Origin of the sequence: Clostridium sp. HBUAS56010 (assembly GCF_007115105.1) — a bacterium.
Lineage (GTDB): Bacteria > Bacillota > Clostridia > Lachnospirales > Lachnospiraceae > Lacrimispora.
On sequence record NZ_SULJ01000009.1, the window covers coordinates 110027 to 127226 of the forward strand.

A 17200-nucleotide genomic window follows, 5' to 3' on the forward strand; every position below is an offset into this window, starting at 1 on the left:
CCTTCCTCCTCATTCTCCTGCTCTGGAGAGTTTTAAGCTTACTTCCGGTTCCATATCGTAGACACCTACGGTGTTTTTATTGGAGATAACGGTAATGTTTACAATATCGTACAGACGATGATAAACCACATGTTCCCCGCCTTCAAATCCGGTGCAGCTCATGGAAAGTAAATACTCCCCACCCTGTAAGGTCATCTTCTGCTTAAACTCCACTTCATATTCATCACCTTTTTTCACGGCTTTTACATCAGAAGCTTCATACATGGTATTGGTTCCGGTTAAATCCGCTCCCCGCTTGTCCTTGATGGTATAGGTGAAAATAGGAGCTTCAATCTCTCCATGAAAATGAATCCGCTCTTTAATGGAGAAATACTCTCCCTTTAACAAAAGATTGGTTACGTTGCCACGTTCATCAAGAAGACCGAAATCCACAATCTCCGCCTTTTTATCTCCGTATTCCGTACGGGCAGGATTCACCGTAAGCTTCTCCTTCATTAGTCCTTTGTGTTCCGCTGCCTGGACTTCTTTTCTGGAAACAGCCTGTTCACCGGAAAAATCATTAAGCTCTTCGCTTAAATCATCCATCTGATTTGCCAGAATCTTCTTATATAAATCCACCATCTTCCCTGGTTCTCCCTGGGCGATGAAATTCCCTTTGTTCAGTACCACAACCTGGTCACAATATTTGATAATGGCTCCCATGTCGTGAGTTACCATTAAAACTGTGGTTCCTTTCTGCCGGATCTCATCCATGCGGCGGTAACATTTTGCCTGGAAAAACACATCTCCTACGGACAGTGCTTCATCCACAATTAAAATCTCGGGCTCCACATTAATGGCAAGGGCAAAAGCCAGGCGGACAAACATACCGCTGGAATAGGTTTTTACCGGCTGGTATACAAAATCACCGATATCTGCAAACTCTAAGATATCATCCAGCTTGGCATCCATCTCTTTTCTGGAAAATCCCATCATGGTACCGTTCATGTAGATGTTCTCAATTCCGGTATAATCCATATTAAATCCCGCACCTAATTCCAGCAAGGCAGAAATAACCCCTCTTACTTTTAAATCTCCGGCGGTGGGAGTGAGTACACCTGTAATAATCTTTAAGATGGTTGACTTCCCAGACCCGTTGGTGCCGATGATTCCCACCGTCTGTCCTTTTTTCACATCAAAAGAAATGCCGTTTAACGCATAAAAATCCTTGTGGTAATTTTTATGGGTGGGGCTTAATGCCTCTTTTAACCGGTCGATGGGTTTTTCATATAATTTATATATCTTTGTTACATTATTAACAGTTATTGCATTGTTGTTCGATTCTACGGACATTGAATCCTCCATACTAAGCGGATCACAGCACATCAGAAAAGTGCGGACGCAGCTTTTTAAATACTTTTAAACCGATGAGCATCATAACAATGGTTACAATCCAGAAATAAAGCCCAAGAGTTGGTCTTTCCACCATCCAGCTGCCGGTCAGCATACTGTCTCTGTAACCTGCTACAATATAATAAAATGGGTTTAACTTTAAGAGCACAGGCAGCCAGGATGGAATAGAAGGAAACATCTCCGGTGCCCACATAATCGGCACCATCCACATTCCAAACTGCAGACATATGCCAATGATCTGAGCCATATCTTTAAAAAACACATGAACAGCACTGGTAAAATAAACCATAGCCAGAGAAAACATGGAACTGGCAAAGGTGTAGTAAATAATCTGAACCCAGCTGATCTTTGGCATCACACCATAGCAGAGGAATACCACAATCATGATGAGGGCAAAGATTCCGTGAACCATCAGACAGGAGATGGTTTTAATAACCGGAAGAATCTCCACCTGAAACACCACTTTTTTCACCAGATAATTATATTCCTGCAAAGAGCCTGTTCCCATGTTTAAGACTTCACTGAAATAAAACCAGGGCACAATGCCTGGGATCAGCCACAAAACATAGGGGTAGTCCGGCACCGGGGGAACACTTTTAAATCCCATCTGAAAGACAAAAAAGTATACCAGTACCGTTGCCATGGGCTGTAAAAACATCCAGGCAATCCCAAAGTAAGAGCCTACAAACCGTTTTTTAAAATCTGCTTTTGATAAATCCAGAATCAGTTTTCTTTTTATAAAAATTTCTTTTAATAAGGAAACCAGATAGTTCATGGTTTTCTCCTCTCACTAAAATTTAAACGTTTCCCGGATTCCGCTCCACTTCTGATCCTTCTCAGAAATAATCAGCTCCATACCTTCCTCAATGGGCCATTCAATGCCAATCTCCGGATCGCTCCATAAGATTCCGCCTTCATCACCTGGATGGTAAAAATCCGTACATTTATAAGCAAATTCTGCTTCGTCAGAAAGGACTACAAAGCCGTGGGCAAATCCTTCCGGAATATAGAACTGCTTTTTATTCTCTGCGGAAAGTTCCACGCCAAACCACTTGCCGTAAGTTTTAGAAGAAGAACGCAGGTCCACAGCCACATCAAATACGTTACCTCTTACAACGCGGACTAATTTACCCTGTGGGAATTCTTTCTGAAAATGAAGTCCCCGAAGAACTCCTTTGACGGACATGGACTGGTTGTCCTGAACAAATACCATATGGAGGCCAGCCTCTTTAAAGTCATTCTGGTTATACGTCTCCATAAAATAACCTCTGGAATCCGGAAATACCGTTGGTTCAATTACATATAATCCCTCTATCTCGCAGGGTGTTACTTTTATCTTTCCCATAATTTATGCTCCTTTACCTAAAAAAAACATTCTTTTACTTGTAGCATTCTACCACAACTTGGTGCAGATTTCTATGATATGGAAAATTTTTTATGAAATAACGAAGAAAACCGTAAGATTTTAGAAATAAAGATAAGAGCAAAAGCAGGATAGAATAAGGAAATTCCCATTCTATCCTGCTGCATTTACTGTTTTGATATAAATGATTTTCTCTTACTTACCACATCAAAGATGACAGCGGCTAACAAAACACCGCCTTTTACTACCTTCTGGAGGTTCTGATCCACACCCATGATGCTCATACCAAGATTCAATACGCCCATCAAGGTGGCACCTACAATTACTCCAGGTACCGTTCCGGTTCCGCCGTATGCAGAGGCTCCTCCGATAAAGCAGGCACCAATGGCATCCATTTCATAGTTGTTCCCTGCCGTTGGATTGGCGGAGTTTAAACGGGCAACGGTAATCATTCCTGCCACCGCCGACAAAAGTCCCATATTTAAGTAGGCGAGAAAATAAACTTTGTTGGTATCAATTCCTGATAATCTGGTGGCTTTTTCATTGCCGCCCACTGCATAAAAATACCGCCCGGTCGTAGTTCTGGAAGCAATATAGCTGTAGATTCCAATGATGACTACCACCCAGATGAGGGCATTGGGAATTCCTTTGTATCTTGCCAGCTTATACATGAAAGCAAGAATCACCAATGTAATCAGCACCAGTTTTATGATGACTCCTATAAGCGGTTCTACATGATATCCCCTTGCCAGCCGTTTCTTCCGGTTTACGAATTCCAGAACAATAAACAGGACACATGCCAGCACTCCTGTTAAAAAGCAGGTTAAGTTAAAACCTTCCATTCCAAACACATCTGGAACATAAGTGTTAAACAGATTTAAAAACGGATCTGGTATGGGAGATAAGGTCATTCCCTGCAACACGGTATTGGACAGTCCCCGGAACATCAGCATTCCTGCAAGAGTCACAATAAAGGGTGGTATCCGCACATAAGCAATCCAGAAACCCTGAAACGCACCTGCCAGTATACCGATGATCAGCATTGCCACAAGACTCAGATAAGGATTGACTCCAAAGGTAATCATCATGGTTGCGCCGACCGCTCCCACAAAGCAGACAATTGAGCCTACCGACAGATCAATATTGCCTCCTGTCAGAATACAAAATAGCATTCCGGTTGCAAGAATAAAGACATAGGCATTTTGGGAAATCAGGTTATTTACATTCTGCGGCAAAAGCATCTTTCCCCCCGTATTGACGGTAAACAGGAGAATAACAACTGCCAGTACAATTACCATGGTATACTTTTTTAAACCCTCCGCCAATTTTATGTTTGATTTCATCTTCTATTCCCCTTTCCGTTTAACCAGTATGTCGATTCTGTGATTTCAGAATGTTTGCCATGATTTTCTCCTGGGTGGCTTCCTCTGCCTGAAGCTCTCCTGCGATCCTGCCTTCATTCATAATGTAAATACGGTCTGACATTCCAAGCACCTCAGGAAGTTCAGAAGATATCACAATAATGGATTTCCCCTCTGCTGCCAAACGGTTGATAATGCAATAAATCTCATATTTTGCTCCTACATCAATTCCTCTGGTCGGTTCATCTAAAATCAGAACATCCGGCTGTGTAAACATCCACTTGGAGAGAAGAACCTTTTGCTGGTTTCCACCGCTTAAATTTCCAACATTCTGCTCTATGGTCGGACATTTTGTCTTTAATTTCCCCTTGTAATCTTCTGCAACAGCAAGTTCCTTTTCCTTGTCAATGACCGTTCTTTTGCTGACTGCGCTTAAATTGGCAAGAGTGGTATTAATCCGGATTGGATTGCCCAGAATGAGTCCATTGCCTTTCCGGTCTTCGGTCACATAGGCCAGCTTGTGATGTATAGCATCTCTCACGTTTCGAAGTGTGACCTCTTTTCCATGAATGCGGATAGTCCCGGATATATGGGTCCCGTAGCTTCTTCCAAAAATACTCATGGCAAGTTCGGTTCTTCCCGATCCCATCAATCCGCAGATTCCCAAAACTTCTCCCTTTTTGACATAGAAGGAAACATCATCAACCACTTTCCTGTCCTGATATAACGGATGATAGACATTCCAGTGCTCCACTTCCATGGCTTTTTCGCCGATCTTTGGGTGGGTACGTTTTGGGAACCGGTCCACCAGTTCCCTGCCTACCATTCCTTTTATGATACGGTCTTCTGTTATGGCATCCTGTTTTTTGTCCAGAGTTTCTATGGTCTGCCCATCCCGGATCACTGTAATCTTATCTGCCACATAGGCAATCTCATTCAGCTTATGCGAAATAATAATGGAGGTCATGCCCTCTGCCTTAAATTTTAATAATAGCTGCAAAAGTGCCTTGGAATCATCTTCATTTAAGGAAGCCGTAGGTTCATCTAAAATCAAAAGCCGTGCATGTTTTGCAAGAGCCTTGGCAATCTCTGCCAACTGCTGTTTTCCAACGCTGATATCCTTAATTAAGGTCTGGGATGGCTCCTCCAGTCCCACGGTCCTTAAATATTCATCTGCTTCTTTATAGGTTTCATTCCAGTTAATGGCATAGGTTTTCCCTTTTTCATTGCCGAGATACATGTTCTCGGCAATGGTCATATAGGGTACCATGGCAAGCTCCTGATGGATAATAACAATTCCCTTTTTTTCACTGTCATTGATATGATGGAATTTACAGATTTCTCCTCCGTAGATAATGTCCCCCTCATAGGTTCCATAAGGATAGATTCCGCTGAGAACATTCATAAGAGTGGATTTTCCAGCCCCGTTTTCCCCTACCAGGGCATGGATTTCCCCCTCCTCTACCTGGAGATTCACATCGTTTAATGCCTTTACACCTGGAAATGTTTTAGTAATATGTTTCATTTCCAAAAGAATATTTGACAACGTTTTCCCTTCCTTTACTTTAACTGGTCTTCCGTATAGTAACCGGAAGAAATCAGCAGGTCTTTATAATTCTCAGTGGTTACTACTACCGGATCACACAAAAATGTGGGAATAATTCCAGTTCCATTGTCATAGGATTTGGAATCGTTAATTTCTGCTTCTCCTCCCTGAATGACGGAATCTACCATCTTTACCACCTGTGATGCAAGGGTACGGGTGTCTTTAAATATGCTCATTGCCTGTTTTCCCTTTACAATGTTCTTTACATTTGCAATATCACAGTCCTGACCTACAATAATCGGATACGGACCTGTATAGGAAGCTGCAAGAGCATTGGTCACACCAAGAGCAACGGAATCATTGGAGCAAAGTACAGCGTCCAGTACGGTTCCATCGGAGTAGTTACCTGCAATAATTGTGTCCATACGGTTCTGGGCTTTTTCTGCATCCCATCTGGCAGTGGCAACCTGCTCGAAAGCGGTCTGACCTGATTGTACGGTCAGTTTTCCATTATCAATATATTTTTGAAGGACATCCATTGCCCCGCCAAAGAAAAAGTTACAGTTGTTATCTCCTGGATCACCGCTGAAAAGTTCAATGTTTTTGGATTCCTTGGAGGTTTCAAGCCCCAAAGCTTCAACCAGATATTCCCCCTGTTTCTGTCCTACCTTATAATTATCAAAGGTTGCATAATAGGTAACCCCGTCAGAATTCATAATGAGGCGGTCATAAGCAATGACGGGAATTCCCAGAGATTTTGCCTGGTTTAACGGTTCGCCCAGTGAACTGCCATCAATAGAAGCCACTACGAGAAGCTGACAGCCATTGGAAATCATGTTCTCAATCTGGGATACCTGTGTCTGAACATCATTGCTGGCAAACTGTAAATCCACCTTATATCCGGCTGCCTCCAATTCCGCTTTCATGTTGGTTCCGTCCTGATTCCATCTCTGAAGATCTTTTGTCGGCATGGCAACACCGATTAAGGTTCCGTTTCCATTGCCTTCCTTTGATTCTGCCCCTTCTTTCTCCGGCTTTGAAGATTCCTGTGCGGACTGGGTTTTGCTGTTATCCGGGGTCGTTCCTGCTGTACTCTGACAACCGGTCAGTGCTCCTGCTGCCAGGGCAAATGCCATGGCTCCTGCTAACATCATTTTCTTCATAACGTTCCTCCCTCAACATTTATTTGATACTAACATCTTACCATTTCAAGAACTGGATTTGCTTGTGAACCAATAGCACATATCCATCCACCTAAAAAAAGCCCTGAACAATCAGGACTTTTCCAGTCAAAATAATGCTACTGCTGCTTTACATTCAGATACACGTCTTCTCTTGCGTGGAATCCCCCCTGTAAAATGACTTCTTCCATATTCTCCTTATTCACTGCCACCGGCTTTAATTCCAGATAAGGCACATCATACGTTCCGTCTGAAATTGTCTTTGTCACGCCTTCAAGGGGTTCCCCTCTTCCTAACTTTACCGCATACACTGCACCCAGTCTGGCTTCTTCCTCAATGGATTTAAAGGCAGTCATGTTCTGGGTTCCTTCGACGATTCTCTGACATGCCATCAGATCTCCGTCCTGCCCCACCAGGCACACTTTTCCCGCAACCCTTTCTTCTGATAAGGCGCGGAACACCTGGGTTGCCAGGTCATCGTTGCCGCACAGAATACCTTTTACATCCGGATATTTCTCCAATCCTTCCTTGACATAATCATAGGCATGTTCTGCAATCCAGCCTTCACAGTTTCTCTCATATACCACTTCCAGATTCTTATCCTTTATGACTTCATCAAACCCTTTCCGGACCATTGCCACATTATGGTCTGTTTCGGGACCCTGAATTAAAAAAACTTTTCCGCCTTCCGGAATTTCCTTTACAAGACCTTCTGCCATCAGTTTTCCTACCTCCACGTTATCAAATGAGATATGAATATCACAGTTGGAATCCTGTATGAGACGGTCATAGGTTATTGTTTTAATGCCTGCATCTTTTGCTTTTCTCATGATTTCAGAAAGAGCTTCACAATCTCCTGCAACCACCACAATCACATCCATCTGTTTCTTTATGAAGTACTGGATCTGGTCAATCTGCTCCTTTACATCGCCATTGGCATTTTGTACGTTGACTTCTGCCCCCATCTCTTTTGCTGCGGATACAAACACATCCCGGTCCCGGTTCCAGCGCTCAATCACAAAGGAATCAATGCTGAGTCCAATCTGTAACGGTTCCTCCCCTTTTTGCTGTGAAAGATCTGCCTCCGGTTTTGCTCCGACCCTGCTGCACCCGGCAGTTAATGTACAGCAAAGCATGATCAGCGCCACTCTTTTCCACATGCTCATCCCCTACCTCTCCCTGTATTCACTTGGTGTCATGCCTTCATACTTTTTAAATATCCGGCTGAAATAATTGGGATCGCTGTAGCCAGACATGACGCATACCTCCTTGATGCTGTATCTGGAATCCTCTAAAAGGCGTTTTGCATGGCTGATTCTGGCTTCTGTCACATATTCAATGAAGTTTTCTCCTACCTCCTGTTTAAACAGCTTACTGAAATAATAGGGGCTGATATCCACCATTCTGGAGACTTCATCAAGGGAAATATCCTTTGCATAGTTTTCATCAATGTAAGCTTTTACTCTGGAAACCACATTCTCCGATTCCCGTTCCCGAAAGGTTGTAATTGCCTGGCAGATTTCCTTTGTCTTATTTAAAAACCAGCGCCTTAGATGTTCCTCGTCAGAAGATTCCTTAAGCTCCGCCATATAATTTTCCCGGTAACGGAATCCATAGCGCAGGCTTCCTCCCCGAAATGCACGCCGTTCCAGCCTCATAATAAGCTCTAACACCTTTACCTCAATATTGGAACGGACATTGCCGTCATGCAGCAGCATCCAGTCAAAAAAATCATTGGCACAGGACAATGCTCCTTCCCGGTCGCCTTTGGTTCCCTGCTCCAGATAGCGGTTCTCCAGATCCAGGGGGTATTCTCCATCATAGTCTGCGATGGCCGGAATATCTGCAATATGTATGACGTGACTGTCGCTTTCCCGCAGGGATTTAATTGCCTCCATATAAGAATCCCGGACCTGCCCCAGTGGTTTCACAAGCCCGATTCCTCCCCTGCATTTCATGTCAGCGCTGTGCTCCAGCTTGTGAATCATATTCCTGGTTCTTGTAATGATTTCCACCCGTTCTTCATATCCGGTTTTTTCCCGTTCCAAGGGTACAAATAACACCATCCGGTTTCCCATGACAGGACCGGCAACACAGTCAAAATAATCTTTTACAATCTCCCGGATCATGGAATAATATTTACTCACCCGGACTCCTACTCCAATGGCATTGGTCAGGGTTCCGTCTTCAATGCTGTCTCCAAATTCCAGAATAATCATAAATCCATAGGCACTTTGTATGTCCAGCATCTCCGCATATCCGCTCTTTGACGGATCAGAGTCTTCCTGAATGATTTTATAGATCAACCCGCTTTCAATCATGGGAATAACGATCTCCAGCTTTTCCCTTATTTTTAAATCGTCACTTAATTTTTTTCTGGCTTCCTCCACCTGGTGCATGGCTTTTACACAGGTTTCTAAAATCTTTTTCCTGTTTACCGGTTTCATGATGAATTCCATGACCCCCAGATTCACCGCTTCCTGGGCATAAGAAAATTTATCAAAAGCTGTCATAATAATAAACACAATGGAGGAGTGAAACTTTCTCACCTCTTTGATCGCCTGAATCCCGTTTAATCCTGGCATCTGGATATCCACAAAGGCAATATCCGGGCGAAATGACTCTGCCTGTTCAATGACCGCTCTTCCTGTTTTGACACACACAATCTCACAGTCACTTCCAAAATTAGATTGTATGGTATTCTTTATGGATTCCAGCATGATTCCTTCATCATCTGCAATTAATATCCGAAACATCTAAATCCCCCCTCTTTTTGGAATCCTCAATACAACCGTTGTTCCCTTCCCCTCTCCTTCACTGAAAATATGAAATATATCTTCCTTTCCGTAATAAAGCTTCAAACGTGATATCACATTGGAAAGACCAATGCCTGTAGATTCCGTACTTTCTGCAGTCTGTTTTCCGGCACAGACCTGCAAAAGAGTTTCCTCATTCATTCCCTTTCCATTGTCTGCGATGCAGACTTCAACCTCCTGCTCCCGGTCTTTTACCGACAGACGGATCATGCCGGGCCAGTCAATATCCCGGATTCCATGGGTAACCGCATTTTCTACCAGAGGCTGTAAGATCATGCTTGGAATGGCATAATTAAGGCTTTCCTCTGCAATGTCTGACTGGTAGTGAATGTCACCTGCAAACCGGACGTTTAATATGTAGATGTAATTCTCAACGGTCTCCAGTTCCTCCAAAATCGTGGCATCCTGCGAACCCTTTTTTACATTATAGCGGAAAAAGTCTGCCATCTTTTCCATGAATACAGAGGTTTTCTCCGCATCCTCCATCATGGCAAGCTGAACTCCTGCATTTAAGGAGTTAAAGAGAAAATGGGGGTTAATCTGAGACTGGAGGTATTGAAGTTTTGCTTCTTTTAAATGGCTTTCCATCAAAAACTCCCGTTCTTTCATCTCCCGCTCTATTTCTGCACTCTCTTTAATCCGTTTCACATACCGTTCCAGACTTTCCACCATCTGATTGAAAGTATCGGTTACGATTCCAAGTTCATCTCTTGCTTTTACCGGAGGTACTTTCACATGGAAATTCCCCTGTCCCACCAGTTTTGCCGTCTGCGCCAGATTAATTAAAGGAGTGACCATGTCCTTTGTCATCATCATCATGACCGTAATACTGATGATCATGACCACCATAAGAATGATGGAGCTGATGACTTCCAGATATTTCAGTGCCGCCTGTAACGTCTGGTAGCTGGCAGAATTATTCTTAAACTGCAGAATATTTAAGGTGGAGACATCGTTGTTGATAAACTGGTACAGCTTTAACGCGGATTCATAGGAACTTTTGTATTTCTCTACGTTCTGTCCCCGTTTTGCCTGTACCGCCTCATCGGTGACAGTTAAGTAACTTTCTGACATATGACGGATATTCTTCTCTAAAATATGAATCTGATTATCCGTAATCTCCATAGACAGTCCTTCCAACAGGTGTCTGTAATCCTGCTCCGCCCGGTAATAATCCATTAAAGACTGGGAATCTTTTACCTGCAGATATTTGAACATATTATTCTGTACATCGGATAGCCCGTTGATCAGCTCGTTTAGATTTACGTTGCTCATGTATACCGAATTCATTCGCTCCACCATCTGGTTGATCTGGGCATAGATAAACAGATTGCTGGCAAAAAGGGCAATGGCTATCACTGCAATCTCCCAAAAAAGCTTCTTTGTAATCGGTAAGTTTTCCCATATATGTTTCCAGTTATTTATCATCGCTGCTCCACTGATTGTTGACAAAGGAAAGGGCATTTTCCCTTGTAAGAAATTGCAGGTCCACACTGTAAAAAGAATTGGTTCTTCCGCCATTCATGGTCTCAGTCAGTGCCTGAATGCTGTATCTGCCCATCTGTCTGGTGTCGATGTAGAGTGTCATTGCCATGGTTCCCTTTATCACAGCGTCAAGAGCTGCCTTTGACTTGTAATAGCCGATGACCTGGGTTTTCCCTACACAGTTATAGTCAATGACCGCCTGATACACTGCCTCTGTATCCACCTCGTCCATGCAGACGATAATGTCAGGGGGACCAAGGGCATCCTGAAATACACTGCGCACCATCTCTTCTGGCTCAAAGGCACGGCCAGAGGCAATCCGGATCTCCTCCACTTTGACGTTCGGGGCAGTTTCCTTTGTTGTCACAATCCGGTTATTGATCTGGTTAAAGATCTGGGACTGGCTGCTGTCAACAGAATTATCATGAAGAAACATGAGAACTCTGGCTTTTTCAGACCCTTTAGGGAGAATCTTAAGGATCTGGTTTCCATATTCCTGCCCTAGCTGATAGAAATTAACCCCTACATAGCTTACTCTGCTGGAGGCGGGGGCATCGTTTAAGAGTGTGACCACCGGAATCTTTTGTTTTGCCGCCTGGTTAATGCGGTCTTCCAATTCCTCTTCTCCCGTAAACTGCAATAGAATGCCATCTGCTTTCGCCGCAATTGTCATATCCATTAAATCCACCATGGAATATGAGGAGGACTGTTTTTTGCCTTTCAGCTCCACATATGCGTCATGAAGGGCAGCTTCCTCCCTGACACTTTTATAAACATCATTCCAGAACTGGGAATCCAGATCATCAATGATCATCACATAATGGTAGCGGTATACCCGGCTTTTCTCTTCCTGCCCCAGACCAGTCTTTTTTAATGCGAATCCATAAAAGGACGAAGTCAGAAGTGTAAGAAACACAATTCCAAACAATCCGGTAAAGACCAGCAGCAGCAGGCTCCGGTTCCGATTATCCATGACGCTCCTCCTGTTCTTTGTAATAATCTTATTATACTAAATCGGGAAATAAAACAGAAGCAGGAGAATCTTGCCCTGGTATAGCACTTTTTTGCCATCTTTCTCCTGTTCTGCCTGGAACAAAAAACAGTCCGGCTTTCTTTACTGCTCCTTAGCCGGACTGTTGTTACTGCTTTTTCCAATATGCCAGATTCATGGTACATGCCTTTATGAGCCAGAAAGGAAGATGCTTATAACGTTTTCCCATCAGGTATCCCATGTATTTAAATCCACTTTTTATAATGACACCTGGAATGAGCCAGGGCTTTCTCTGACTGATCAGCCAGGTGCAGGTCCTCTTTACCAGCCGGATTCCTTCTTTTTCGGAACGAATTCCACCAAATACTTCCGGGTGATCCGTCTGGGAAACTGCCAGATCAAAATTCCGGTGAAACTGGGTCAGACAGCCGTAATTGTGGGAGTGGTATACCTTTGCTTCTGCCACATATGCCACTGCCTGGTCTTTATATCTGATGGCATTGCCGGCATAAATCATATCTTCATTAAAGATGGTATGGTTTGTAAATCCACCGGAGGCAGCAAATGCACTGCGGTCATAGGCACAGCAGACATTGGAGGCAAAGAATGTCTTAATCCCCAGTTCTGGTAAGTCTGCCTTTGTCTTGACCCGGCTTTTCTCCGGATAGTTAAAGGAACGGGTGTACTGCTCTGTCAGGGCACAGTCCGGATTGGGAAGCTGTCTGGCGTATGCCGCCACTACCGGTTCCTGATTGTTTCCGGTCTGATCAAGCCCTTTTACCAGCTCTTCAATTAAATTCTTATGGGCAGGAACCGCATCATCCGTCATAAATACCATCACATCAGATTCTGAATATCCGGCTCCCTGATTCCTGGTTCCTCCATGGTCAAATTCTTCTTTTGTCACATGATGAACCTCTAAATTGGGAATAAGGGCATATTCTTCATCCTTCCAGTAGGACTTGCCGGTGTTCATAATAATTATTTTCTCAATGGGATAAGACTGTTCCCCCAGCCGTTTTAACAGGTGCTTTAAGGTTTTATCCGGCTTATAAACCGGGATAATGATGTCCACGGTCTTTGCCGTTGGTTGTTTTTCTTCCATCTCTTTTCTACCTTTCTATCACTGACGCAGACATGCGGTGGAACAGATGCGTATCAGAGCATAAATGCTTACAAAACATTCTAAGAACCATGCACTTCTTCTTAAGTCCTTTTTTATAACCAGACTTCCTCCGAAAACAGCCAGAAGCACAAGAGGAATTAACGGGATAAAATACCGTCCCTGTACCCCTGTAATATAGGTCAGATTCCTTGGAGTCCAGCCAAGAAGCATGGAAGCAAGGATCAGACAGGCGCTTAACAATACCAGAAAAAGCATAAACCATTTCTGCCAGGTTTTAAAAGGAAGTTCTTCCCCTTCTCTTTTTACTGCACTGACCAAAAGCGAGAAGCATAAGAGAATCAGACAAAACGGCGGCACCGTTAAATTAGGGTCCAGATTGCCTAAAAATCCCCCCAGCATGGTAATCAGATAATAATCAAGCTGAGTAACAAACGTCTCATAATAAACCATGATAATATCATAAGGCTTATGATATACATCGGAAATGGTATACCCTGCTGCTTCACTCCAGCCCACATAGTTTTCCGTCTGTGTCGCCCAGACCGTAAGAACCAGGCGGTTGACTAAGAACACTGCCAGAAGTACTGCCGCAATCACACTGATGAAAGAAATCCAGTACTGCTTTTTTGACTGAAACTTAGCAGAAGGTATAAACAGGCAGATTCCAGCCAGAGGAAGGTACACGATCTTTCCAGGCTCTAAGAGGATCAGCAGCAGCCCAAGCACAACCGTGTCTTTTATGGTTATCTGCTCTTTTTCATAAGCAAGATAAAAGCACCAGGCAAAAAACATCATGGACAAGCCGATAAATACCGTATCATAGGAATAGGAAGCCGCCAGATGAAGGGTCATGGGAAGACAGGATACGGCTGCAATCATTTCTTTTTTAAAAGGCATTACCTTAACTGCAAAAAAGGTCATGGCGGCAAATGTGAAAAGATTAAACAGACGTCCAAGCATGACCAGAGGAATATAGCCCAGATGGAGCAGCCTTGCAAGCACAATGCCTGCTGCCTGCGGAATATAAACCACCGGAGAAGTGTTGACGGGAGTCTCGCTGCGCACCGTAACGCCCTGACTGGTATCCTTTGATAATAGCTGGGTAAGCACCATCTGATAGGTCCCTTGTCCTACTTCTGCCGAAAGTCCCGGCACATCATCTCCTTCCCTGACCAGCACATTGGCTCCCCGACTGATCCGTTCTTTCTCCTCTTTAGTGGCATGGAGCAGGAAATCATCTCCTGCAACTGCCTGCTTTCCCATAATCTGACTGGAAAGCCGGTAAGCACTCACAAAATGAGCCGCTTCATCAGGAGCAGAAAACGGGGGGAAAACCATCATATAGAACAATCCCAGAATAACAACGGTAACCGGAACCATATAGGCAGAAAGTTTTTTCTTTATCCACAAAACTCCGCCCAAAAAGAAGAGAAATCCACAGCCAGCCATAATAAGCCACCAGTAAAACCGCCGAACCGGCTCAAATGCCGGAGATGGAATGCCTATAATGGTCTTTTTATAAGGCAGCAGAAAGAGAAAAGCGAGAAGCAGGATGCTTCCCGCTGTAAGCGCCAGTCCTTTTTTATTTCTGATGAGATTCACGTTTTTTCTCCTCCTTTTCCTGATCTTCTTCCCGGTCCAGTGCAACCGTCTGAATCAGTTCCGTTACCCGTCTCTCCAACTGGGATATCTTCACGGACTGAAAAAACACTTTTACCAGAAGAATGAAAATCATAAAAGCAAAGATAAAATTGGCAGTGGAATACGTTCCTACCATCCGTGATACAAAATCTGCCAGTCTGGGAAATAAGCTGAATCCCACCAGAAGAAAAGCAAACATCACCCAGAAGATGGAGTCCTCAATCTTCATCTTGGCGTGGCGGATCTTTCTAAGCACATAGCAGGTAAGCAGAATGGACACGCATATAAGCACCGCCCTCAGTACAACAGTCATCTGATTTTCTCCCTTCTTCTATCTCCTGTCCCTGATGCGGAAACTCTGAACCAGCAATATGGAAAAGAGCATCTTTCCCATATACCGGGCTGCATTAAGGGGATTTAAGTAACTTTCTCCAAGAATTCTCTCATCCATCACCACCGGAATCTCTGCAACTTTTGCACCGTGGCGGATCAGATAGGAGATGGTATCCGGTTCCGGACCGTAATTTAAGCCATCTGCAAATTCCTTGATCATCTTGCGGCTGAACATACGCATACCGGAAGTGGGGTCATTTACCTTTACCCCTGTGGTAAACCAGATGGCACCGCTTAAGAGCCGGCTTCCAAACATACGAAGGGAGCGGGGCTTTTTTTCATTTACAAAACGGGAACCTATGACAATGTCATATCCCTTATCCATCATCTCCTTCATTGGAGCGATATACTCCGGACGATGCTGTCCATCTCCGTCAAACTGTATGGCATAACGGTATCCGTGGCGGTGGGCGTATTTAAGACCAGTCTGAAACGCCCCGGCAAGTCCCAGGTTTACAGGAAGATCAATGATTTTCCAGCCATGGCTTCTGCATATCTCAGCCGTATCATCGGTAGAACCGTCGTTGATGATTACATAATCGAATATGGGATAATGTCTGATCACATCCCCCACCACCCGTTCAATGTTCAGCGCTTCGTTGTATGCAGGAATTACCACAAGCACTTTATCCGTCATCCTGTCACCTCTTTCTTTTTCTTTCTAAGCCCATACACTGCCTGTCCCATAAAGCAGATCATCAAAAGCCCCATGGAAAGCATATAGGAAACGGCTCCTCCATTGATTCCGCTATTTCTCACCAGCCAGACCGCCAGAAAATAGGACAGAACGCAGACCGGCACATAGCCCCAGAAGATTCCTTTCTGCCGCTTCATGATTACAAGAACGTAATAAAACAGATTCATGACCGCAAAGAATCCGCCTCCCAGAATAATGAACAGAAGCCCTGATTTGTATGGTCTTAAATCCACATTGGAGATGGCACCAAGAACCGGAACTCCAATGAGCCAGGCACCAGCCAGAGCAATGGCTGTAAGAACAATAATGACTCCGGTCAGCTTCTGTACCTCTCTTAAAAGACCTTTCAACTCTTTTTCCTCCCACAAGTAAGACATTCTGGTCAGAAATGGACGAATGACAAAGTTGGCGGCAAGGTTAATGATTGAGGTGGGCATAAATATAGCTACAAAGATGGCATTGTCAGTGGAAGTCATCTGGGCATCCACCGCATATTTTGCCATGGCAAAAATCAGTCCGTCTAAAAAAACAGAAAGAAACAGGAGAAAGCTTTCCCTTAACAGATTCCATTCTTTTCCTTTTCTTCTGGTTCTGTCCATCTGGGGAATCTGCCTGGAGGTTCTTTTATCAAAAAGCAGAATTCCAATCCCCTGGGAGATCACCGCAACAAAGCAGGATAAGACCAGATCTTTTGTCACTGCCAGCGCTCCTAAAAAACAGCCTACAGAAAGCAGGGTGCGGAAAGTCATCGCCTGTCCGGTCAGATAAAGCTTTCCGTTTCTTTGGAATTCTGATTCATAGACATCGGCAAACCCGTCTAACACTTTATATAAGACCATGAGAAATACCACCAGAGCTTTCTCGCCTGTATAACCGGAAGAGGGCACCGCCAGATTCCAGAGAATATAAGCAATTCCCATTACGACTGCCATCAGGCAGGTGAGAACCCTTGCCTGCCGGTATTCTGAAAAACTGTACGACCGGCTGATGTCGGTACTCTGCATGGGTCTCATGCCAAAATAAGCCACCAGAAACATCTGCTGGCCAAAGGTACTGAACGCAAAACCAAAGATTCCACCCTGGTCTGTCCCTGCTATATGATTGACAAGTGCCGTTAAGATCATGCTGGAACCTGCATAAATTAGGCTTCCAATCATGTTCCATGCCACATTTTTTCGTTCCATTTTGTTTCCTCGGTTTCCTTTATT

The 17200-nt window shown here is 44.0% G+C and carries 15 protein-coding genes; all 15 read right to left on the reverse strand.

Annotation, left to right across the window (positions count from 1 at the left end):
- Positions 1–9: 9 nt before the first annotated feature.
- Complete coding sequence (locus FAY33_RS14195) at positions 10–1332, reverse strand: ABC transporter ATP-binding protein (protein WP_143321891.1); 1323 nt, start codon at positions 1330–1332, stop codon at positions 10–12.
- A gap of 22 nt (positions 1333–1354) precedes the next feature.
- Positions 1355–2167: an ABC transporter permease gene (locus FAY33_RS14200; RefSeq protein ID WP_143321892.1), complete on the reverse strand. Its 813-nt coding sequence runs from the start codon at positions 2165–2167 to the stop codon at positions 1355–1357.
- Positions 2168–2182: 15 nt separating this feature from the next.
- Positions 2183–2737 (reverse strand): dTDP-4-dehydrorhamnose 3,5-epimerase, encoded by a 555-nt coding sequence (gene rfbC, locus FAY33_RS14205; protein ID WP_143321893.1) that lies wholly within the window; start codon positions 2735–2737, stop codon positions 2183–2185.
- A gap of 185 nt (positions 2738–2922) precedes the next feature.
- A complete protein-coding gene (mmsB, locus tag FAY33_RS14210) occupies positions 2923–4098 on the reverse strand; it encodes a multiple monosaccharide ABC transporter permease (protein WP_143321894.1) in 1176 nt (391 codons plus the stop codon).
- Between the two features lie 19 nt (positions 4099–4117).
- Positions 4118–5662, reverse strand: a complete 1545-nt coding sequence (gene mmsA / locus FAY33_RS14215; protein WP_143321895.1) for a multiple monosaccharide ABC transporter ATP-binding protein — start codon at positions 5660–5662, stop codon at positions 4118–4120.
- A 14-nt stretch (positions 5663–5676) separates the two neighbouring features.
- Positions 5677–6825: a multiple monosaccharide ABC transporter substrate-binding protein gene (gene chvE, locus FAY33_RS14220; protein WP_143321896.1), complete on the reverse strand. Its 1149-nt coding sequence runs from the start codon at positions 6823–6825 to the stop codon at positions 5677–5679.
- Positions 6826–6962: 137 nt separating this feature from the next.
- Positions 6963–8009, reverse strand: coding sequence for a substrate-binding domain-containing protein (locus FAY33_RS14225; protein ID WP_143321897.1), 1047 nt, complete (start codon positions 8007–8009; stop codon positions 6963–6965).
- A gap of 3 nt (positions 8010–8012) precedes the next feature.
- Positions 8013–9599, reverse strand: coding sequence for a helix-turn-helix domain-containing protein (locus FAY33_RS14230; protein ID WP_143321898.1), 1587 nt, complete (start codon positions 9597–9599; stop codon positions 8013–8015).
- On the reverse strand, positions 9600–11087 hold the full coding sequence (locus tag FAY33_RS14235) for a histidine kinase (RefSeq protein WP_143321899.1): 1488 nt from the start codon (positions 11085–11087) through the stop codon (positions 9600–9602).
- Complete coding sequence (locus FAY33_RS14240) at positions 11077–12117, reverse strand: substrate-binding domain-containing protein (protein ID WP_143321900.1); 1041 nt, start codon at positions 12115–12117, stop codon at positions 11077–11079. Before FAY33_RS14240 ends, FAY33_RS14235 begins: the two co-directional genes overlap by 11 nt.
- 166 nt (positions 12118–12283) lie before the next feature.
- Complete coding sequence (locus tag FAY33_RS14245) at positions 12284–13240, reverse strand: glycosyltransferase family 2 protein (RefSeq protein ID WP_143321901.1); 957 nt, start codon at positions 13238–13240, stop codon at positions 12284–12286.
- An 18-nt stretch (positions 13241–13258) separates the two neighbouring features.
- Complete coding sequence (locus tag FAY33_RS14250; RefSeq protein ID WP_143321902.1) at positions 13259–14863, reverse strand: DUF2142 domain-containing protein; 1605 nt, start codon at positions 14861–14863, stop codon at positions 13259–13261.
- A complete protein-coding gene (locus tag FAY33_RS14255) occupies positions 14844–15215 on the reverse strand; it encodes a DUF2304 domain-containing protein (RefSeq protein WP_143321903.1) in 372 nt (123 codons plus the stop codon). Before FAY33_RS14255 ends, FAY33_RS14250 begins: the two co-directional genes overlap by 20 nt.
- Positions 15216–15233: 18 nt before the next feature.
- A complete protein-coding gene (locus FAY33_RS14260; protein ID WP_143321904.1) occupies positions 15234–15932 on the reverse strand; it encodes a glycosyltransferase family 2 protein in 699 nt (232 codons plus the stop codon).
- Positions 15929–17176 carry a lipopolysaccharide biosynthesis protein gene (locus FAY33_RS14265; RefSeq protein WP_143321905.1) on the reverse strand — a complete coding sequence of 416 codons (1248 nt, stop codon included), beginning with the start codon at positions 17174–17176 and terminating at the stop codon, positions 15929–15931. Before FAY33_RS14265 ends, FAY33_RS14260 begins: the two co-directional genes overlap by 4 nt.
- Positions 17177–17200 lie beyond the last annotated feature (24 nt).